The organism is Acidovorax sp. T1, from assembly GCF_002176815.1.
GTDB lineage: Bacteria > Pseudomonadota > Gammaproteobacteria > Burkholderiales > Burkholderiaceae_C > Acidovorax.
The window spans coordinates 687830-708282 of sequence record NZ_CP021648.1; the positions used below are offsets into that span (position 1 = coordinate 687830).

22 protein-coding genes are annotated in these 20453 nt (G+C 66.7%); 17 read left to right on the forward strand and 5 right to left on the reverse strand.

The window, feature by feature from the left end:
* Positions 1 to 73: 73 nt before the first annotated feature.
* The gene (locus CCX87_RS03285) at positions 74 to 859 is read left to right on the forward strand and encodes an IclR family transcriptional regulator (protein WP_087743701.1); all 786 of its coding nucleotides are present in this window, start codon (positions 74 to 76) and stop codon (positions 857 to 859) included.
* Positions 860 to 929: 70 nt separating this feature from the next.
* Here the strand turns inward: CCX87_RS03285 and CCX87_RS03290 are convergent, their stop codons facing one another.
* Positions 930 to 1424, reverse strand: coding sequence for a DUF421 domain-containing protein (locus CCX87_RS03290; RefSeq protein ID WP_087743704.1), 495 nt, complete (start codon positions 1422 to 1424; stop codon positions 930 to 932).
* A gap of 101 nt (positions 1425 to 1525) precedes the next feature.
* On the opposite strand from CCX87_RS03290, the gene CCX87_RS03295 reads away from it, so the two are divergent.
* The 3 genes from CCX87_RS03295 to CCX87_RS03305 all read left to right on the forward strand — a co-directional run bounded on the left by CCX87_RS03295 (position 1526) and on the right by CCX87_RS03305 (position 3435).
* Positions 1526 to 1954: a YchJ family protein gene (locus CCX87_RS03295; RefSeq protein ID WP_087743707.1), complete on the forward strand. Its 429-nt coding sequence runs from the start codon at positions 1526 to 1528 to the stop codon at positions 1952 to 1954.
* A gap of 49 nt (positions 1955 to 2003) precedes the next feature.
* Positions 2004 to 2666 (forward strand): HAD family hydrolase, encoded by a 663-nt coding sequence (locus tag CCX87_RS03300; protein ID WP_087743709.1) that lies wholly within the window; start codon positions 2004 to 2006, stop codon positions 2664 to 2666.
* Between the two features lie 73 nt (positions 2667 to 2739).
* Entirely contained in the window at positions 2740 to 3435 is a 696-nt protein-coding gene (locus CCX87_RS03305; RefSeq protein WP_087743711.1) for a DUF4197 domain-containing protein, read from the forward strand.
* 72 nt (positions 3436 to 3507) lie between these two features.
* Here the strand turns inward: CCX87_RS03305 and CCX87_RS03310 are convergent, their stop codons facing one another.
* Both CCX87_RS03310 and CCX87_RS03315 read right to left on the reverse strand, forming a co-directional pair.
* Complete coding sequence (locus tag CCX87_RS03310; RefSeq protein WP_087743713.1) at positions 3508 to 5145, reverse strand: AMP-binding protein; 1638 nt, start codon at positions 5143 to 5145, stop codon at positions 3508 to 3510.
* 129 nt (positions 5146 to 5274) lie between these two features.
* Complete coding sequence (locus CCX87_RS03315) at positions 5275 to 6369, reverse strand: AraC family transcriptional regulator (protein WP_087743715.1); 1095 nt, start codon at positions 6367 to 6369, stop codon at positions 5275 to 5277.
* 255 nt (positions 6370 to 6624) lie between these two features.
* Between CCX87_RS03315 and CCX87_RS03320 the strand changes: the two genes are divergently transcribed.
* From CCX87_RS03320 to CCX87_RS03370, 13 genes are all read left to right on the forward strand, one after another.
* A complete protein-coding gene (locus CCX87_RS03320) occupies positions 6625 to 8244 on the forward strand; it encodes a carboxyl transferase domain-containing protein (RefSeq protein ID WP_087743717.1) in 1620 nt (539 codons plus the stop codon).
* Positions 8245 to 8261: 17 nt separating this feature from the next.
* Positions 8262 to 8426: a hypothetical protein gene (locus CCX87_RS21060; RefSeq protein WP_198314815.1), complete on the forward strand. Its 165-nt coding sequence runs from the start codon at positions 8262 to 8264 to the stop codon at positions 8424 to 8426.
* Positions 8427 to 8429: 3 nt separating this feature from the next.
* A complete protein-coding gene (locus tag CCX87_RS03325; RefSeq protein ID WP_087743719.1) occupies positions 8430 to 9215 on the forward strand; it encodes an enoyl-CoA hydratase/isomerase family protein in 786 nt (261 codons plus the stop codon).
* Positions 9216 to 9227: 12 nt separating this feature from the next.
* The gene (locus CCX87_RS03330) at positions 9228 to 9947 is read left to right on the forward strand and encodes a DUF4126 domain-containing protein (RefSeq protein ID WP_087743723.1); all 720 of its coding nucleotides are present in this window, start codon (positions 9228 to 9230) and stop codon (positions 9945 to 9947) included.
* Positions 9948 to 10094 (forward strand): hypothetical protein, encoded by a 147-nt coding sequence (locus CCX87_RS20685; RefSeq protein ID WP_157667102.1) that lies wholly within the window; start codon positions 9948 to 9950, stop codon positions 10092 to 10094.
* Positions 10087 to 12114 carry an acetyl-CoA carboxylase biotin carboxylase subunit gene (locus CCX87_RS03335; RefSeq protein ID WP_087748150.1) on the forward strand — a complete coding sequence of 676 codons (2028 nt, stop codon included), beginning with the start codon at positions 10087 to 10089 and terminating at the stop codon, positions 12112 to 12114. Before CCX87_RS20685 ends, CCX87_RS03335 begins: the two co-directional genes overlap by 8 nt.
* Positions 12115 to 12178: 64 nt before the next feature.
* Positions 12179 to 13099, forward strand: a complete 921-nt coding sequence (locus CCX87_RS03340; protein WP_087743724.1) for a 2-hydroxyacid dehydrogenase — start codon at positions 12179 to 12181, stop codon at positions 13097 to 13099.
* A gap of 40 nt (positions 13100 to 13139) precedes the next feature.
* A complete protein-coding gene (locus CCX87_RS03345) occupies positions 13140 to 14048 on the forward strand; it encodes a hydroxymethylglutaryl-CoA lyase (RefSeq protein WP_087743726.1) in 909 nt (302 codons plus the stop codon).
* A gap of 20 nt (positions 14049 to 14068) precedes the next feature.
* Positions 14069 to 14572: a YbaK/EbsC family protein gene (locus tag CCX87_RS03350; protein WP_087748151.1), complete on the forward strand. Its 504-nt coding sequence runs from the start codon at positions 14069 to 14071 to the stop codon at positions 14570 to 14572.
* The gene (locus CCX87_RS03355) at positions 14569 to 14844 is read left to right on the forward strand and encodes a DUF1289 domain-containing protein (RefSeq protein ID WP_087743728.1); all 276 of its coding nucleotides are present in this window, start codon (positions 14569 to 14571) and stop codon (positions 14842 to 14844) included. Before CCX87_RS03350 ends, CCX87_RS03355 begins: the two co-directional genes overlap by 4 nt.
* Positions 14841 to 15482 (forward strand): 2-hydroxychromene-2-carboxylate isomerase, encoded by a 642-nt coding sequence (locus CCX87_RS03360; protein ID WP_087743730.1) that lies wholly within the window; start codon positions 14841 to 14843, stop codon positions 15480 to 15482. Before CCX87_RS03355 ends, CCX87_RS03360 begins: the two co-directional genes overlap by 4 nt.
* Positions 15483 to 15525: 43 nt before the next feature.
* The gene (locus CCX87_RS03365) at positions 15526 to 17355 is read left to right on the forward strand and encodes a DUF294 nucleotidyltransferase-like domain-containing protein (protein WP_087743733.1); all 1830 of its coding nucleotides are present in this window, start codon (positions 15526 to 15528) and stop codon (positions 17353 to 17355) included.
* Entirely contained in the window at positions 17352 to 18011 is a 660-nt protein-coding gene (locus CCX87_RS03370) for a 3'-5' exonuclease (protein ID WP_087743735.1), read from the forward strand. Before CCX87_RS03365 ends, CCX87_RS03370 begins: the two co-directional genes overlap by 4 nt.
* 203 nt (positions 18012 to 18214) lie before the next feature.
* Here CCX87_RS03370 and CCX87_RS03375 read toward each other — a convergent pair whose 3' ends face one another.
* Both CCX87_RS03375 and CCX87_RS03380 read right to left on the reverse strand, forming a co-directional pair.
* A complete protein-coding gene (locus CCX87_RS03375; protein WP_087743737.1) occupies positions 18215 to 19954 on the reverse strand; it encodes a cation acetate symporter in 1740 nt (579 codons plus the stop codon).
* Positions 19951 to 20259 carry a DUF485 domain-containing protein gene (locus CCX87_RS03380; RefSeq protein ID WP_087743739.1) on the reverse strand — a complete coding sequence of 103 codons (309 nt, stop codon included), beginning with the start codon at positions 20257 to 20259 and terminating at the stop codon, positions 19951 to 19953. The genes CCX87_RS03375 and CCX87_RS03380 overlap by 4 nt, the downstream gene beginning before the upstream one ends.
* Positions 20260 to 20453: the final 194 nt, after the last annotated feature.

Here is a 20453-nt window from a genome sequence, read left to right on the forward strand (position 1 = left end):
TGCGTGGGGCGTGGGTGCCGGTGGCCACTGTGTTCCATCGTGCTTGCCCAGCGCCTCACCTGCGCTTCATGCCATGACTGACAAAGCCGCCACCGCCGCAAAAACAGCCAAGCCCCTCGCCAGCCAGACGCTGTTTCGGGGGCTCGACATCGTCAGTGCGGTTGCGGAAGGTTGCCGCACGGTCCAAGAGATCTCCGAGAAGACCGGCATCACCTTCAGCACCACGCACCGCCTGGCATCGGCGCTGGTGCAGATCAGCTACCTGCGCTTCGAGCCGCGCAAGGGTTACCGCCTGGGCCGCAGGCTGGTTGAGCTGGGTTTTATCGCCTACCGGGATTCGCCGCTCATGACCACCGCGCGCCCCTTCTTGGAGGCTCTGGCCGAGCAGACGCAGGATACGGTGCACCTGGCGGCGCTCGCTGAAGACGAAGGCATCATCTATCTCGACAAGATCGGTGGCCGGCGACCCATCGAAGTCAACACCCGCATCGGCGGGCGCAAGCCCGTGTGCTGCACCAGCGTGGGCAAGGCCTTGATCCTGGACCAGGGGCCTGCCGCCTGGAAAAAGCGCTACGAGCAGGAGGCTGCCAAGGGCCTGGCCGGGCGGCTCTCGCTGGACGAGTGGCTGGAAGCCATGGCGATTTATGCCGCGCAGGGCTATACCTTCGACATGGATGAAAACACCCCCGGCATCCGCTGCGTGGGAGCCCCCGTGCGCGATGCGAGCGGCGAGATCGTTGCCTCCATCAGCGTCACCAGCACGAATGATTACGCCGACGAAGCGCGGATGCGCGAAGTGATTCCCTTGGTGCAGAGCGTGGCCCGCCAGATCAGTGCGCAGCTGGGCGCGGCGGCATGAGGTGACGGCCTGCCCGGGCCTGTGCTGCGGCGCTTGCTAAAAAAGGCCGCCATCTGCCGCCAGAAAAGGGCTAGAGGTTTTCTCCAGGGCGATCTTCGCTGTGCCGCCGCAGCACCACGGTGATCTGTCCGTTGGTTTCGATGGTGGCGCGTTCCACCTCGTGCGCGTGCAGGCAGCCGCCCGCACGCAGGGCGGCCTCCACGTCGTCGCGGGTCAGCAGTTCTTTGCGCATCAGCGCCTGGTTGAGCTGGCCTTGGCGGATCAGCACCTGGGCTTCGCCATCCACCCAGCGCCCGACGCGCGGGAAGTGAAAGGCCAGCCGTGCCAGTGCCACATGGCACAGCATCAGCGTGCTGGCCGAGATCAGCCCGCCCACCAGCGAGTTGTCGCCCGCGTTCATCGAGTTCTGCACCGCGTTCGACAGGATCAGCAGCAAGATCAGGTCAAAGGGTTCGTACTGCCCCGTCTGGCGCTTGCCCGACAGGCGCAAAAACACCAGCAGGAACAGATAGACCGCCACCCCGCGCAGCACAAACTCCCACCACGGCACGCTCATCGAGAACATCGGCATCTCCTTCGATCACCTTCGCATTGGGCGGCGGCTGCCGCGCAGGCTGCAGTCTACGTTCAATAATCGACCGGTTTATTTGCCACAGCCGCCACGCCATGCCCCAGCCCACGCCCACCTTGCCATGCCCCTGCGGCGCCCTGTTGCCGCAGCGCAAACCGCTGGCCTATGCCGACTGCTGCGGCCGTTATGTGGAGCATTTCGACACCACACCCGCGCCCGATGCCGAGCGCCTGATGCGCTCGCGCTACAGCGCTTTCGTGCTGCAGCGGCGCGATTATTTGCTGGCCACCTGGCACGCCAGCCAGCGCCCGGCCACGCTGGAGTTCGAGCCCGGCGCGCACTGGCTGGGCCTTGCGGTGCGCAGCCAGCGCGTGCTGGATGCCGACCATGCCGAGGTCGAGTTCGTCGCCCGTTACCGCACCGCCGGGCTGGGCACGGGCGGGCGTGCCGTGCGCCTGCACGAGCGCAGCCGCTTCGTGCGCGAGGCCGGGCGCTGGTATTACGTGGACGGTGACAGCCGCTGATTGGAAGCCAAAATGGCCCGCAGCCCTTATTGATAAAGCGCCAATAGCTATGAAATTTGAAGCAATTTTGTTCGACTGCGACGGTGTGCTGGTGGACAGCGAGCCCATCACCAACGGCGTGCTCTGCGCCATGCTCAACGAGGCCGGCTGGGCGCTGGCGCCTGCAGATTGCATGCGCCTGTTCATCGGCAAGACGGTGCGCAGCGAGGCCGCGCGCATCGAAGCGCACACCGGCCGCCCGCTGACCGACGCCTGGATGGCGCAGTTCTACGCCCGCCGCAATGCGCGGCTGGAGGCTGAGTTGCAGGCCATCGCGGGTGCGGTCGATGCCGTGCGCGCCGTGCATGCGCGGCTGGGCGGGCGCATCGCCTGCGCCTCGGGCGCCGACCGCTTCAAGGTCGAGATGCAGCTGGAAAAAGTGGGCCTGGCGCCGTACTTTGCCGGCCGCATCTTCAGTGGCCACGAAATGCCGGCCACCAAGCCCGCGCCCGACGTGTACCTGGCGGCCGCCGCCGCCGTGGGCGTGCCGCCCGCGCGCTGCCTGGTGGTTGAAGACACGGTCACCGGCGTTGCCGCTGGCGTGGCCGCGGGCGCCACGGTGGTGGGCTACAGCCCTTCGCCCGTGGGCCACGGCTCGCCCGAGGCGCTGCGCGCGGCGGGCGCCCGGCATGTGATGGCCGACATGGGCGAGCTGCTGGCGCTGCTCGGTTAGGCGCCGCATTGCCACGCCGGGTGCACAAGCGGCACACTGAGGGCAGTTTTTCGTTTTTTCCAAGGAGCCTTCCATGCAACGACGCCAATTCCAGACCTCCGGCCTGGCCGCCCTGATCCTCCTGGCCACCACGCGGGCGCAGGCCCTGTCGCTCGGTGACCTGAGCAATGCTGACGCCAGCAGCGGCGTGAAAGCCGCGCTGGAGCAGGGCGCGCTGGCGGCAGTGGGCCTGCTGGGCCAGAACGGCGGGTTTTTGAACAACCCCAAGGTGCGCATCCCGCTGCCGGGCTATCTGGAGGATGCCGCCAAGCTGATGAAGCGCTTCGGCCAGGGCCAGCGCATCGAAGCGCTGGAAACGTCCATCAACCGCGCCGCCGAGGCCGCCGTGCCCATGGGCAAGGACCTGCTGGTCGGCGCCGTGCGCAACATGACAGTGACCGACGCCAAGAACATCCTGGCGGGCGGCGACACGTCGGTGACGCAGTTCTTTTCCGAAAAAACACGCGCCCCGCTGGGCCAGAAGTTTTTGCCCGTCGTCACCCAGGCCACCAGCCAGGTGGGCCTGGCCCAGCAGTACAACGCCTTTGCGGGCAAGGCGGCGGGTTTTGGTCTGGTGAAAAAAGAAGACGCGACCATCGAGCAGTACGTCACCGGCAAGACGCTGGACGGGCTCTATCTGGTGATTGGCGAGCAGGAGCAGCAACTGCGCCAGAACCCGGCGGCGGCGGGCAGCGCCATCTTGAAGAAGGTGTTTGGGGCGCTGAAATAAAACTTTCAGCATCAAATGTGCTGCTAGCCCTTGTTTTAATTGGGCTAGCAGCTATTGTTTTTGAAAAAATCTTTACCCCGCCTGCCGCTTCTTGAGTGCACACAAATCCACCATTCCCGCCAGCGCACGTGGGTCGCTGCCCGCCGGAAAAATGCGGTGCTTCTGGATCTTTTGTGTACCGGTGGTGGGAATCTCGTCGGCAAACCACCACCAGCCCGGCGCCTTGTAATAGGCCATTTCGCGCAGGCAGAACGCCTGCAGGGTGCGCGCCACGGTGGCGGGCGGCAGGTCGGTGGCCGCGGCGGGTTTCAGTACCACGCAGGCCAGCACCTCTTCTTCGCGCACGGCGTCGGGCACGGCCATCACGGCGGCCTGGTGCACCAGCGGGTGGGTGAGCAAGAGCGCCTCGACCTCGGCGGCGGCGATGTTCTCGCCCGAACGGCGGATGATGTTCTTGCGCCGGTCCATGAAACGCAGCATGCCGCTGGCGTCCTGCGTGACGATGTCGCCAGTGTGAAACCAGCCACCGTGCCAAGCTGCCTCGGTGGCCTCGGGGTCGTTCAGGTAGCCGCTGAAGAAGTCCTTGCGCGGTGTGGCGGCGCTGTGGCGCACCACCATTTCGCCGGGTTGGCCGGGTGGAGCTTCGGCGCCGGCTTCATCCATCACGCAGACCTCCAGCCCGGGCTCTGCACGGCCAAAGGCACGCGTGCCGACCTGGCGCGGCGCATGGTGGTCGGAGAGGACGCGCACGATCTCGGTCATGCCCCACAGCTCAATGAGCGGCAGACCAAAGCGTTCTTCGAATACCGCGTGCAACTGTGGCTCCACGCCGGCGCCGTAGCCAAAGCGCACGCCATGCGCGCGCTCGAGCGGGCTTACCGGCTGGGCCAGCAGCATGGGTACGACCACGCCCAGGTAATGCACGATGCTGGCGCGGCTCTCGCACACTTCCTGCCACCAGCGCGACGGGGCAAAGCGGTCGGTCTGCACCTGGCAGCCGCCGGTGAGCAGCATGCAATAGAACGACAGGATGGATGCATTCACATGGAACAGCGGCAGCGGGTTGTACAGGCGCTCCTGCCCCTCACGGATGGCCACCAGGCCGCCCCGGCGCGCATACCAGTCGCCCGCGGCCAGTTCGTAGCGGTGCGACAGCACGCAGCCCTTGGGCTGGCCGGTGGTGCCCGAGGTGTAGAGGATGCTGGCGGGCGTGTCGGCCTGCGGTTCGCCGGCCTGCGCGGGCTGCAGCGGGCCGGGCAGCGCCGCCATGTCGTCGGGCGTGGCCACGGGGGGCTGGTGGTGCGCCTCGGCCAGCGCGGCATGCACGGCGGGCAGGCGCACGGGCAGCGCCACGAGCAGGTCGATGCGCGCGTGGTCGATGAGGTAGGCCAGCTCGCGCGGGCGGTAGTCGGGGTTGATGGGCACCACGCACACGCCCAAGGTGTTCAGCGCCAGCTTGTGCAGCAGGTGCTCGGGCCGGCTTTCCAGAAACAGGCCGACGCGGTGGCCCAGGCCGTAGCCGGCGGCGCGGTAGCACTGCACGAGTGCATGCACCTGCGCGGCCGCTTCGGTGTAGCTGATCTCGCGGCCCTGCGGGTCGTAGCTGCGTGCCGGGTTGGCGGGCACGGCCAGCAGGCTGTTGGGGCCGTAGGCCGCGGCGGCGCGCGCGAGGGCTTCGCCGATGGTGGTGTGGTCGTCGATGGAGATCATGGCGTGGGCAAGTGGCGTGGCAATCCAATCAGGGGTGGATGTGGACCATGGTGCAGGGCGCGGGCCAGCGGTGGCGACGGGACAGTGTAGGCATGCGGTGGATGCAATGCCTGCCACGCAGGGTGCATTTCACGCCGCCGCCCGCGCCTGGCGCCGGAACTCGGCGGGCGAATGCCCCGTCCAGCCGCGAAAGGCGCGGATGAAGCTCTTTTCGTTGACAAAGCCTGCCGCCTCGGCCACCTGCTTGATGGGGCGGTCGGTGCGGTGCAGCAAGTCCTTGGCGCGGCTCTGGCGCACCTCGTCTTTGAGGCCCTGCAGTGTGGCGCCTTCTTCCTTGAGCTGGCGGTGCAGCGTGCGCGGCGATACATGCAGCAGGTGGGCCAGGGTCTCGGCGCTGTGCAGCGGCAGGGCCGTTGCAGCATGCCCGCCTTGCCCCGCCTGCGCAGTGCCCAGCAGCTGCCGCACGCGCTGCACCAGCAGGCGGTCGCGCCGGTATTGCAGCACCGTCAGGGGCAGGGCGTGCTGCAGCATCTGGCGCAAGGCTGCCTCATCGCGCCGCAGGGGCAGGGCCAGGTAGCGGGCGTCAAACGTGATGGCCGTTTGGGCCGCGCTGAAGGTGACAGGCGTGCGGAACAGCACGCCGTAGGCCTGGGCATGCGTGGGCGCAGCAAAGGCAAATTGCGCCGACTGCAGCGGGATGCGCGAATCCACAAGCCAGCACGACAGCCCCAGCACATTGCGCAGCATGGACACAAGGCAGAACTCGCGCAGCGGGCCCAGGTCGCGGGCCTCCGTAATGGAGAGCGTGGTGGTGGCAGCCTGTGAACTGAGGTGCAGTGCGATGTCCTCGGTCAGCAAGCCATGGTGGCGGCACCAGCGCGCCAGCGCTACGCCCAGGTGCGGCGCGCTGATGGACGCGCGCGCCAGCATGCCGTAGCTGCCCCAGGGCAGGCGGCGGCTGAACCAGCCCAGCGCCTCGTCGTCCAGTTCCTGCATGGCGGCGGCCGACACCTGTTCCATCTGCCATGCGGTGATGCGGGCGTGGTCGTCGTCCAGCAGTTGCGGCGCAATTTGTGCCTGGGCCAGTGCGCGGTGGGGGCTCAGCTTCCGTTGCTCGTAAGCCCGGGCGATTGCCCGCACAAAAGCAATGGGGGTGACTGCCGGCGTGTGTGCCGCCGTGAGCGGCTGCGCCGGGGAGCTCGCGCAGGGGTTAAGGGATTCCACGCTGCAGAGTGTGCCGCAGTCATGGCACGATTTGCAACCTTTGTGGCAACCTGGCTCGGAACCTGGCTTTTATGCTTGGGGGTATTCGCTGTGGCGCCCAGGCGCGCGGCTCCGGCAGCCGCGCGATGGTCGGGGCTCTGGTGCAGCGTTCCCGATGTCGGTGACAGGCTGGTGCCACAAGTGCAGGGTGCGCGACGACATCAAGGCCCCGCCCGTTCTCGTTGAACAGAAAACCGCTTGAAAGAGCACGACAGCATGACCATTCTCGACACCCAACTCAACGCCCGCTCGGCGGACTTTCTGGCCAACGCCGCCGCCATGCGCGCGCTGGTGGATGACCTGCGCGCCCAGCTCGACAAGGTGGCTCAGGGCGGCAACACTGAGACGAGCAGGGCTGCCCGCGCCAAGCATGTGGCCCGCGGCAAGCTGTTGCCGCGCGAGCGCGTGCAGATGCTGCTCGACCCCGGTACGCCGTTTCTGGAGCTGGCGCCGCTGGCCGCGCTGAACATGTACAACAACGACGCGCCCAGCGCGGGCCTCATCGCGGGCATTGGCCGCGTGAGCGGCGTGGACTGCATGATCGTGTGCAACGACGCCACGGTGAAGGGCGGCACCTATTACCCGCTCACCGTCAAGAAGCACCTGCGCGCCCAGGAAGTGGCGCAACAAAACCACCTGCCTTGCATCTACCTGGTGGATTCGGGCGGCGCCAACCTGCCGAATCAAGACGAGGTCTTCCCCGACCGCGACCACTTTGGCCGCATCTTCTTCAACCAGGCCAATATGAGCGCCATGGGTATCTCGCAGATTGCCGTGGTCATGGGCAGTTGCACGGCGGGCGGCGCGTATGTGCCCGCGATGAGTGACGAGTCCATCATCGTCAAGAATCAGGGCACCATCTTTTTGGGCGGCCCGCCACTGGTCAAAGCCGCCACGGGCGAGGTCGTCACCGCCGAAGACCTGGGCGGCGGTGACGTGCACACGCGCCTGTCCGGCGTGGCCGACCACCTGGCGCAGAACGACCTGCACGCACTGCAGCTGGCACGCAATGCAGTGCGCAATTTGAATAAAAACAAGGCTCTAGCGCCCGCGGATAAAGCGCCAATAGCTCCTAAATTCGCAGCAGAGGAACTCTACGGCGTGATCCCCGTAGACACGCGCAAACCCTTTGACGTGCGCGAGATCATCGCCCGCATCGTTGACGGCAGTGAGTTTGACGAGTTCAAGGCGCGCTACGGCACCACACTGGTCACGGGCTTTGCGCGCATCGAGGGCATGGCTGTGGGCATCATCGCCAACAACGGCATTTTGTTCAGCGAGTCGGCGCTCAAGGCCACGCATTTCATCGAGCTGTGCTGCCAGCGCAAGATTCCGCTCGTGTTTTTGCAGAACATCACCGGCTTCATGGTGGGCCGCAAGTACGAAAACGAAGGCATTGCCCGCAACGGCGCCAAGATGGTCACGGCTGTGGCCACGGCCAGCGTGCCCAAGTTCACCATCATCATCGGCGGCAGTTTTGGCGCGGGCAACTACGGAATGTGTGGCCGGGCGTACTCACCCCGCTTCCTGTGGATGTGGCCCAACGCCCGCATCAGCGTGATGGGTGGTGACCAGGCCGCTGGCGTGCTGGCCACCGTCAAGCGCGACGGCATCGAGGCCAAGGGCGGGCAGTGGAGCATGGAGGAAGAGGAAGCCTTCAAGGCCCCCATCCGCCGCCAATACGAAGACCAGGGCCACCCCTACTACGCCACCGCCCGCCTGTGGGACGACGGCGTGATCGACCCCGCCGACACCCGCCGCGTGCTGGCGCTGGGCCTGGCGGCCACGCGCAACGCGCCGATCGAAGACACCAAGTTCGGCCTGTTCCGCATGTGACCGCGCCGGGAGCTGCCATGGACGCTGTTGCCCACTTCACCCAGCTTGCGCGCTACAACGTGTGGGCCACGGCGCGCCTGCTCGATGCCGTGCGGGCGCTGCCGGATCACTGCGGCATTGACCGCGCTGGGCCAGCCCTGTCCGGAGCGGAACCTTGTCTACTTCTTGCAAAACCCGTCTAAGCCATGAGCAGCCAGAACCTTTCCATCACCCAGACCGGCGCCGTGGCGCGCATTACGCTCACGCAGCCCGAGATCCGCAACGCCTTCAGCGACGAAGTCATTGCCGAGATCACGGCGGCCTTCATGGATGTGGGCAGCCGCGCCGATGTGCGAGCTGTGGTGCTGGCAGCGGAAGGCCCTGCCTTCTGCGCCGGTGCCAACCTCAACTGGATGCGCCGCATGGCCGACTACACGCAGGGCGAGAACATCGCCGACGCGGGCAAGCTGGCCGAGATGCTGCGCGTGATCTACGAGTGTCCCAAGCCAACAATAGCCCGCGTGCAGGGCGATGTGTATGCCGGCGGCATGGGCCTGGTGGCCGCGTGCGACATGGCCGTGGCGGTGGACACGGCGGGTTTTTGCCTCAGCGAAGTCAAGCTGGGGCTCATCCCCGCCACCATCAGCCCCTATGTGATCCGCGCCATGGGCGCACGCGCGGCGCACCGGTACTTTCTGACGGCCGAACGCTTTGGCGCGGCAGAAGCCTTGCGCATCGGCTTCGTGCATGAAGTGGTGGCCGCAGACCAGCTCGACGCCAAGGTCGATGAACTGCTCAAAGCCCTGACCACCGCCAGCCCCAACGCCGTGCGCGTGTGCAAGAAGCTGGTGATGGATGTGGCAGAGCGCGAGATCACCGCCGACCTGATTGCCGCCACCGTGCAGGGCATTGCCGACATCCGCGCCAGCGACGAGGGCAAGGAAGGCGTGCAGTCGTTCCTGAACAAGCGCAAGCCGAACTGGTTGGGCTGATCGGTGCAGGCCATGGACACCCTCTGGTTCAACATCGTTCAGTGGCTCCACACGCTGGGGCTGCATGTGGATGGCGGCACCGCGCGCGCCGTGGGCGACGCGGCGGCCACAGCAACTGCAAAACTCGACATGCCCAGCCTGCTGGCGCTGGCCGCCGCGCTGGGTTGGGCCAGCGGGTTTCGGCTGTATGCCGTGGTGTTCCTCGTTGGCATGATGGGTGTGCTGGGCTGGATGCCCCTGCCGCCCGGCTTGGCGATGCTGCAGCACCCGCTGGTGCTGATGGTCAGCGGCTTCATGCTGATGGTGGAGTTTTTTGCCGACAAGGTGCCCTGGGTGGACAGTGCCTGGGACGCCGTGCACGCTGTCATCCGCGTGCCTGCAGGCGCTGCGTTGGCCTACGGCGTGTTCGGCGCCGACAACGCCACCATGGCCGTGGTGGCGGGGCTGCTGGGGGGCTCGCTCTCTGCCACGGCCTTGGCCACCAAGATGACCACGCGCGCGGCGGTAAACACATCGCCCGAGCCGTTTTCCAACTGGGGCCTGTCGTTCTTTGAAGACGGCCTGGTGGTGGCCGTGGTGTGGCTGGCCACGCAGCACCCGGTGGCGTTCGGCATTGCGTTGGTCGTGATGGTGATCGTTTCGGTGCTGCTGCTGGTGGTGCTGTTCAAGTTTCTGCGCGCGGTGGTGCGGCGTCTTTCCTCTTTCTTTTCTGGTTCTGCCAAGGTGGCTTAAATGTTCAAAAAGATTCTGATCGCCAATCGCGGTGTTCTGGCCTTCGGCCAGGCGAAGCAAAGCACCCGCGCAGCGGATGTTTCTGCAAATTGCTTGGCACGCGCAGCGTGCGCAGGCGATCTCGCCGCGGGAGGGCGCCATGTTTAAAAAGATCCTGATTGCGAATCGCGGCGAGATCGCTTGCCGAGTGGCCGCGACCGCCAAGCGCCTGGGCGTGAAAACCGTCGCCGTGTACTCCGACGCCGATGCCAACGCCAAACATGTCGCCGTGTGCGACGAGGCCGTGCACATCGGCGGCAGCGCGCCCAAGGACAGCTACCTGCGCTGGGAGCGCATCATCGACGCTGCCAAGGCCACGGGCGCGCAGGCCATCCACCCCGGCTACGGCTTCTTGAGCGAGAACGAAGACTTTGCCCAGGCCTGTGCCGACGCAGGCCTGGTCTTCATCGGCCCGCCCGCCAGCGCCATCAATGCGATGGGGCTGAAGGCCGAGTCCAAGCGCCTCATGGAGCAGGCCCAGGTGCCCCTGGTGCCCGGCTACCACGGTGCTGACCAGGACCGCGCTCTGCTGCAGCGCGAGGCGGACCGCATTGGCTACCCGGTGCTCATCAAGGCCAGCGCTGGCGGCGGTGGCAAGGGCATGCGCGCGGTGGACAAGGCCGAGGACTTTGCCGCGGCGCTCGACTCCTGCAAGCGCGAGGCCATCAACAGCTTTGGTGACGACGCGGTGCTGGTGGAGAAGTACGTGCAGCGCCCCCGCCACATCGAGATCCAGGTGTTTGGCGACACGCACGGCAACTGCGTGTACCTGTTCGAGCGCGACTGCTCGGTGCAGCGCCGCCACCAGAAAGTGCTGGAAGAAGCCCCCGCCCCTGGCATGACGCCCGAGCTGCGCGCCCGCATGGGCGAGGCCGCCGTCGCCGCCGCACGGGCGGTGAACTACGTGGGCGCGGGCACGGTGGAGTTCATCGTCGAGCAGCCCGGCGGCTACGACGCCCCGGAGCAGATGAAGTTCTATTTCATGGAGATGAACACCCGCCTGCAGGTGGAGCACCCCGTGACCGAGGCCATCACCGGCCTGGATCTGGTGGAGTGGCAGCTGCGTGTGGCGTCCGGCGAGCCTTTGCCTTTGAGGCAGGAAGACCTGCGCATCCACGGCCATGCCATCGAGGCGCGCATCTGCGCCGAGAACCCCGACAACAACTTCCTGCCTGCCACAGGGGCGCTCAACGTGTACGCGCTGCCCGAGTGCGTGACGTTTGAACGGGGTGCAGTCCGCGTGGATTCCGGCGTGCGCCAGGGCGATGCGATCAGCCCGTTCTACGACTCCATGGTGGCCAAGCTCATCGTGCACGGCGACACGCGCGAGCAGGCGCTGGCGCGGCTGGATGAAGCCCTGACGCAGACCCACATCGTGGGCCTGGCAACCAATGTGCAGTTTCTGCGCCGCGTGGCACGCACTGAGGCATTTGCCAGCGCCAAGCTCGACACCGCGCTGATTCCGCGCGAGCAGGCCGTGCTGTTCCACCAGGAAAGCGTGGGCCTGCCCCTGGCCGCTGCCGCTGCCGTGGCGCAAACCCTGCTGCGCGAGCGCGCCAGCGAGGGCGTGGACCCGTTCAGCTGCCGCGACGGTTTCCACACGCATGGCGTGGTGCAGCGCCGCTTTGAGTTCGAGTTTGGTGGCGAGCACGCCAAGGCCTGGCTGACCTACGAGCGCGGTGGCAGCCTGCACCTGGCGGTGGGTGAGGGTGCCGCGCAGGTGGCGAGCCCGTTGGTGTTCAGTGCCTTGGCGCAGGGCATCGAATTGCAGTTTGCCGGCCAGCGCACGCGCGCTGCCGTGTATGCGCAGGGCGAGGTGGACCATGTCTTCACCCCGCTGGGCGCCACGCAGATCACCGCCATCGACCTGCTGGCCCACGCGGGCGAGGCAGCGGCCGAAGGTGGGCGCCTGACCGCCCCCATGCCTGGCAAGGTGGTGTCGTTCGCCGTGAAGGCGGGCGATGCCGTGACCCGGGGCCAGCCGCTGGCGGTGATGGAAGCCATGAAGATGGAGCACACCATTGCCGCGCCGGTCGATGGCGTGGTGGCCGAGCTCCTGTACGCGCCCGGCGACCAGGTGACCGAAGGGGCCGAGTTGCTGAAACTGGTGGTGGCTGAAAAGGCGTAATGCCCCGGTGGGAACCCCCGTGCGCGACAGCACCGGGGGCGTAATGCCGTTACCCTTGGCCGCCATGAAAATCACCTTTTGCTGTACCGATACCAAGGCCGAGCCCTGGCTCCAGGGCCTGCAGGCCGCCCTGCCGCAGGCCGATATCACCGTCTGGAAACCCGGCGCGCCGCAGGCCGACTACGCCGTGGTCTGGGCGCCGCCCCAGCAGTTCATGGACGAACAGCAGGGCATCAAAGCCCTGTTCAACATTGGCGCGGGCGTGGATGCGCTGCTCAAGCTGCGCCTGCCGCCCGCTGCACTGGTGGTGCGGCTGGACGATGCCGGCATGGCCGTGCAGATGGCCGAGTACGTGTGCCACGCGGTCATCCGCCATTTCCGCGAATTCGACCAGTACGAAGCCGGCATGCGCGCGGGGCAATGGGCCTACCGCAAGCCGCGCCTGCGCCAGGATTTCCCCGTGGGCGTGATGGGCCTGGGCGTGCTGGGCGAGCGTGTGGCCAAGGCGCTGGCGCAGTTTGATTTTCCGATCAACGGCTGGAGTCGCAGCCCGAAGGCGATTGACGGCGTGCGTGCTTTTACGGGCGCGGATCAATTCAACGACTTTCTGGCCGCCAGCCGCGTGCTGGTCAACCTGCTGCCGCTCACGCCGGACACGCAGGACATCCTGAACCGTGACAACCTGGCGCGCCTGCAGCCGGGCGGCTACGTCATCAACGTGGCGCGCGGCGCGCACCTGGTGGATGCCGACCTGCTGGCGCTGCTGGACAGCGGCCATCTTGCTGGCGCCACGCTCGACGTGTTCCGCACCGAGCCGCTGCCCGCCGGTCATCTGTTCTGGAACCACCCCCAAATCACCGCCACGCCCCACACCTCGGCGCGCACGCTGCGCGAGGAAAGCATTGCCCAGATCGCAGGCAAGATCGGCGCCCTGGCGCGGGGCGAGGCCATTGCCGGTATCGTGGACCCCGGGCGCGGCTATTGACCGGGCCGCCGGCCCGCAGATTGGATGGAAGGACTTTCCCATGCGCATTCCCCCACGCGTCAAACTCGTCGATGTCGGCCCGCGCGACGGCCTGCAAAACGAAAAATCTCCCGTGCCGGCCGCCGTCAAGATCGGCCTGGTGCACCGCCTGCAGGACGCAGGCCTGAAAAACATCGAAGTCACCAGCTATGTGTCGCCCAAATGGGTGCCGCAGATGGCCGACAACCACGAGGTGATGGGCGGCATCGCGCGCCAGGGCGGCGTCGTTTATTCGGTGCTCACGCCCAACCTCAAGGGCTTCGAAGCCGCCGTGCTCGACCGGCCCGACGAAATCGTGGTGTTCGGCTCGGCCAGCGAGGCCTTCAGCCAGAAAAACATCAACTGCTCCATTGCCGAAAGCATTGAGCGCTTTGCGCCCGTGGTCGAGGCGGCGCGCGCAGCGGGCATTGCCGTGCGCGGCGCCATGAGCTGCACCGTGGGCTGCCCCTATGAAGGCGAGGTGGCGCCCGAGTGCGTGGCGTATCTGGCGGGCCTGATGAAGCAGATCGGCGTGCAGCATGTGGGCGTGGCCGACACCATTGGCGTGGGCACGCCGCGCAAGGTGCAGCGCGCCGTCGAGGCCACGCTGCAGCATTACGGCATTGACGACATTTCGGGCCATTTCCACGACACCTATGGCCAGGCGCTGGCCAACACCCTGGCCACGCTGGAGATGGGCGTGTGGCAGTTCGACACCTCGGTGGCGGGCCTGGGCGGCTGCCCCTACGCCAAGGGCGCCACGGGCAACGTGGCCACCGAAGACGTGGTTTACATGCTGCACGGCATGGGCATCGAGACGGGCATTGACCTCGACAAGCTCGTGGACGCGGGCGCCTACATCAGCGATTTCCTGGGCCGCAAGCCCCACTCGCGCGCGGCCACGGCGCTGCTCGCCAAGAGGGCCGGCTGATGGCGCCGGCAGAGCAAGCCATGTGCGGCGCTCAGCTAAAGGCGCTGCCCGAAGGGGTGCAGCGGGTGGCGGCGGCCCTGCAGGCCCAGGGCCACCCCCATATGCCGCGCATGCTCGACGACGCCGCGCGCACCGCGCAGCAGGCGGCCGATGTGCTGGGCATTCTGGTGGGGCAGGTGGCCAAGAGCATCATCTTTCGGCGCAAGAGCGACGACGCTGCGGTGCTGGTCATCACCTCGGGCGACCGGCGCGTGGACGAAAAAAAGGTCGAGGCCCATGTGGGCAAGATCGGCCGGGCCGATGCCGGTTTCGTGAAGGAGCGCACGGGGTTTTCGATCGGCGGTGTCTCGCCCATCGCGCACGCCACGCCGCCGGTCACGCTGATCGACCAGGAGCTGCTGCGCTTTGACGTGGTGTGGGCGGCCGCCGGGCACCCGCATGGCGTTTTTGCGCTGCATCCGGGCGACTTGCAGCGCCTGACAGGCGCCCCGGTGGTGGACGTGGTGCAGGAGGTGGTGGCATGAATGCTGCAAAATCAATAGCTGCTCGCGCACAACTGTTAAGCGCTGCAGGCTATTTTGATGCCGATTCAAACGAGGTGATCCCGTCGCCCTGCATCTCGGTGTGCCGCATGACCGAAGACCAGAGCCGCTGCGAGGGATGCTTTCGCACCATCCCCGAGATCCGCGCCTGGGCACTGGCCGACAGCGCCGAGCGCCTGGCCATCTGGGCGCGGTTGGCGCAGCGCGCCGGCATGCCATTCCCGCCCGAAGCCGTGGCCAAGGAGCCGACATGAAGCACATCACCTTCTACCTGGACTTTGTCTCGCCCTACGCCTGGCTGGCCTTCGAGCGCCTGCCCGAGGTGCTGGAAGGCCTGAGCTACAGCGTGGAATACCGCCCGGTGCTGCTGGGTGCGCTGCTCAAGCAGCATGGCAACCCGGGGCCGGCGGGCATTCTTCCGAAGCGCGACTGGACTTACCGCCATGTCACCTGGCTGGGCCACTCGCTGGGCGTGCCGCTTGCGATGCCGGCGCGGCATCCGTTCAATCCGCTGCCCTTGTTGCGCCAGGCGCTGGCCTGCAGCCGCGACGGCCGCATCAACCGCTTTGTGGCCGGCACGCTGCTGCGCCATGTGTGGCAGGGCGGGCACGACGCGCTGGATGCGCAGCGCCTCACGGCCCTGGCCGCCGCGCTGGAGCCGCAGCTGCAGCCCGACGATGCCGACGGTGCCCGCGCCAAGGCGCTGCTGCGCAGCAACACCGATGCCGCCGCCGCGCGCGGCGTGTTTGGCGTGCCGGCCTTCGAGGTCGATGGCAAGGTCTTCTGGGGCTTGGACAGCCTGACCATGTTGCGCGCTTATCTGGAAGGCGACAACTGGTTCGAGCACGAATGGGACGCCGCTGCAAGCGTGGCGCAAGGCCTGCCGGGTTGAATGGAGCGGCCGTTCGTCCCAGCGGCCCCTTCATCGCCCCACCATGCCCAATGCTTTCAACTTTGCCGCCTCGCCCTTTGACTGCCTGAGCCCGGACGAACAGCGCCTGGTGCGCGCCAGCGTCGATATTGCGTATTTCCCCGCAGGCGCCGTGGTGCTGGACGTGGGCGTGGCCCCCACGCACCTGTTCGTCATCATCAAGGGCTACGTCACGCAGACCGAGGGCGACGAGGTGCTGGCCAGCTACGGCCCCGACGACTGCTTTGACGGCTGCGGCCTGATGACCGGGCGCGTGGGCAGCCGCTTCGTGGCGGCCGAGGAGGTGGTGGCCTACCAGCTCGCGCGCGAGGCGGTCAACGAACTCATCGCGCGCAACACCACGTTCGGCGCGCTGCTGTTTTCCGACCTGGGCCAGAAGCTCAGCGCGCTGGCGCAGCGCGCCGACCAGCACGAGCGCCAGTCGCTCACCATGGCACGCGTGGACCAGGCCTTCCTGCGCCCGGCGCACACCGTGGATGCCAGCACCGACATCGTCTCGGTGGTGCGGCTGTTCCAGGCGCAGCGCACCACCAGTGTGCTGGTGACCGGCCTGAACAACGTGCCCGGTGGCGGGCTGGGCATCTTCACCAACACCAGCCTGCAGCGCGCCATCCTGGATGGCCGCCCGCTGAATGAGCTGGCCGTGGGCGAGCTGGCGAGCAGCCCGGTGGTGACCATGCGGCCTTCGGATTTGCTGGGCGACGCCATGGCGCTCATGCTGCGCCGGCGCGTGCACCGTCTCGTGGTGGTGGAGGACGGCGGCCAGGTGCGCGGCATCCTGGAGGCGCTGGACCTGTTCAGCTTCCTGGCCAACCATTCGCACCTGATCACGGTGCAGATCGAACATGCCCAGGACCTGCCCGCGCTGGCGCAGGCGGCGGCGCAGATCACGCGGCTGATCGCGGCGCTGTACCGCGGCGGCACGCGCATCGGCCTGATGGCAAGGCTGGTGCAGCAGCTCAACGCCCGGCTGTTCGAGCGCGCCTGGGCCATGGTGGCGCCGGCCGACCTGGTGGCCCACAGCTGCCTGTTCGTCATGGGCAGCGAGGGGCGTGGCGAGCAACTGCTCAAGACCGACCAGGACAACGGCCTGGTGCTGCGCGACGGCTACACCGCGCCGCCCGAGCTCGATGCCATCTGCCAGCGCTTTTCCGAAGTGCTGGCGAGCTTCGGCTACCCCGAATGCCCCGGCCGCATCATGGTCAGCAACCCCGACTGGCGCGGCACGGCGAGCAGCTTCAGCCAGCGCGTGCGCCAGTGGCTGCTGCAGCCCGAGGGCGACAGCCTCATGCAGCTGGCGATCTTTCTCGATGCGCACGCGGTGGCGGGCGACGCCGCGCTGCTGGCCACCGTGCGCGAGCGCGTGATGGCGCTGGCCACCGACAACGACGCCGTGCTGGCGCGTTTTGCCGCGGCAATCGAAAACTTTGGCGGCCCCGCGGGCTGGTGGAGCCGTCTGTTCGGCCTGGGCGACGAAGGCCACGCCATCAGCCTGAAAAAGGCGGGCATCTTCCCCATCGTGCACGGCGTGCGCAGCCTGGCCCTGGCCCGGCGCGTGGCCGCCACCGGCACGGCCGAGCGCATCGCGGCCCTGGTGGCCGATGGCATGCTCGAAGCGGCGCTGGGCGACGAGCTGGTGCAGAGCCTGCACTTCCTGATGGGCCTGCGCCTGAAGGCCGGCCTGGCCGAGATCGACACCGGCCGCGCGGTCACCGGCCATGTCGATCCCGAACGCCTGAGCAGCCTGGAGCGCGACCTGCTCAAAGACGCGCTGGCCGTGGTCAAGCGCTTCAAGGTGCTGCTTCACCAGCGCCTGCGGCTGGACATGTTGTGAAGGCAGTCACCGGTCCGCACGGCTGGCTGGCGCCATTGCGGCGCCAATGGCTGCTCTACCACCTGGCCGATCCGGCCTATGCCTTCCTGTTCGATCCGCCGCCGCCCGATGAATGGGTGGCCCTCGACTGCGAGACCACGGGGCTGAACCGGCGCAGCGATGAAATCATCGCCATTGGTGCCGTGCGCATCGTGGGCCAACGCATCCTGACCAGCGAGCGGCTCGAATTGCTGGTGCGCCCGGGCAAAGGCGTGCCGGCCGACAGTGTGCGCATCCACCGCCTGCGCGAGCGGGACGTGGCGCAGGGCCTGCCGCTGGCGCAGGCCATGCACCAGCTGCTGCACTTCATCGGCAGCCGCCCGCTGGTGGGTTACTTTCTCGAATTCGATGTGGCCATGCTCAACCGCGCCATTTGGCCGCTGCTGGGCATGAGGCTGCCGCAGCCCAAGATTGAAGTGTCAGCCCTGTATTACGAGCACAAGTTCCGGCAACTTCCGCCCTACCAGCAGCAGGACAACGCCGACATCGACCTGCGTTTTGCCACCCTGATGGACGACCTGGGATTGCCCCGGCGCGAGGCGCACGACGCACTGAACGACGCTGTCATGGCGGCGCTGGCCTTTATCAAGCTGCGCCAGTTGCAGGGCGCAGGCTGAACCTGGGCTGCAGCCAATGCTGCATTAGTCTTTGAGTAAAAACGGTCTGTAGCGCTTATCCATCAAGCGCTAATAGCTATTGTTTTGATAGTAATCGGCGGTGGTGCAGACCCTGTGGCAGACGCAAAAAAGCCGGGCAGGATGGCCCGGCTGGGGTGGTGCGGCACAGCGGGAATGCCGCTGCGCCGCAAGGTTGCGCCGTCTTAGTGGCCTGATGCGCCTGCTGCCCCGAAGCCCGTCTCCGACCGCACCTGCTGTGCCGGGAACGCAGCGCGCTCGCGCGCGGCGTTGGCGCTCTTGTCGGTGATCGAGAACAGCCAGATGCCCACGAAGCCGATGGTCATCGAGAACAACGCCGGCGAGGTGTAGGGGAACAGTGCCGAGCCGGCCGGGTAGCCCAGCGTGGCTTCCCACACCGAGGGCGACACCACCGTCAGGCCCACCGACGAGATCAGGCCCAGGAAACCGCCAATCACCGCGCCGCGCGTGGTGCAGTCTTTCCAGAGCACCGACAGGAACAGCACCGGGAAGTTGGCCGAGGCGGCGATGGCAAAGGCCAGCGAGACCATGAACGCGATGTTCTGCTTCTCAAAAACAATGCCCAACACCACGGCGATCAGGCCCAGGGCCAGCGTGGTGATGCGCGAAACCTTCAGTTCGGCGGCGCTGTCGGCCTTGCCCTTCTTGAACACCGTGGCATACAGGTCGTGCGAAACGGCCGAGGCGCCCGAGAGCGTGAGGCCCGCCACCACGGCCAGGATGGTGGCAAACGCCACCGCCGAAATGAAGCCATAGAAGATGTTGCCGCCCACCGACTTGGCCACCAGCACCGCCGCCATGTTGGCCGTGCCCGCGCCGCCGTGGATCACGCCCTTGACGACATCCGCGAACTCGGGGTTGGTCAGCACCAGGGTGATGGCGCCAAAGCCGATGATGAAGATCAGCACATAAAAATAGCCGATCCAGGTGGTGGCCCACAGCACCGACTTGCGCGCCTGCTTGGCATCGGGCACCGTGAAGAAGCGCATCAGGATGTGCGGCAGCCCGGCGGTGCCGAACATCAGCGCCATGCCGAACGAGATGGCCGAGATCGGGTCCTTGATGAAGCCGCCCGGGCCCATGATGCCCAGGCCCTTCTTGGCTGCCTCTTCGGCCGACATGCCGGTGTTGGCGGCGATCTGCGTGCGCACTTCGACGCCCTTGGCAAACAGCGCCTCGGGGCTGAAGCCGTATTGCGCCAGCACCATGAAGGCCATAAAGGTCACACCCGCCAGCAGGAGGCAGGCCTTGATGATCTGCACCCAGGTGGTGGCGGTCATGCCGCCAAACAGCACATAGATCATCATCAGCGCGCCAACGATGACCACGGCCATCCAGTATTCCAGGCCAAACAACAGCTTGATGAGCTGGCCGGCGCCGACCATCTGCGCGATCAGGTAGAACGCCACCACCACCAGCGTGCCCGAGGCGGCAAACGCGCGGATGGGGCCTTGCTGAAAGCGGTAGCCCGCCACGTCGGCGAAGGTGAACTTGCCCAGGTTGCGCAGCCGCTCGGCCATCAGGAAGGTGATGATGGGCCAGCCCACCAGGAAGCCGATGGAGTAGATGAGACCGTCGTAGCCGGTGGCCATCACGGCCGCCGAAATGCCCAGGAACGAGGCCGCCGACATGTAGTCGCCGGCAATCGCCAGGCCATTCTGAAAGCCGGTGATGCCGCCACCAGCGGTATAAAAGTCGGAGGCCGACTTGGTCTTGGCCGCCGCCCATTTGGTGATCCACAGCGTGCCGGCGACGAAGGCGCCGAACATGATGATGGCCGTCCAGTTGGTCGCCTGCTTGGCGGCCTGGCCCAGGTCGGCACCGGCCGCTTGCGCCGCGCCGGATGCTGCCAGCAAGGCCAGCAGCACCAGGGCGCTGCCTGCGTGTTTTTGGATGGCGTTCATCGCGATGCGTCCTTCAGGATGTCTTTGGTCAGGGTGTCGAATTCGCCATTGGCGCGGCGCACGTAGATGCCGGTGATCACGATCGTGAAGATGATCACGCCCATGCCGATCGGAATGCCCAGCGAGGTCACGCCGGCGCCAATGGGCTGCGCCAGGAACGGCTTGTCGAAGGCAATCAGGGCGATGTAGCCGTAGTACACGACCAGCATCAGTGCCGTCAGGAAGATGCCCAGGCGGTTGCGCTTGGTGCGCAATTCCAGGTACTTCGGATGGCTTTGTATTTTCTGGACCATCGGGTCGCTCATGGATGTCTCTCCTCAAGGTTGTGCGCTGAAAGCGCAATGTGGGGCGGCATGTCGCACCGCATGGCGCAATTCTGAGAATTCGCACTGACCAAGCGCTTACGAAACGGGGTGTTGCAGTGGCATGCGCGCCGGAAATGGGGCGCTGCGCCGGCGGGGAAGAAAACGGGTTGGTAAGCAATTACCCGGCTATTTTT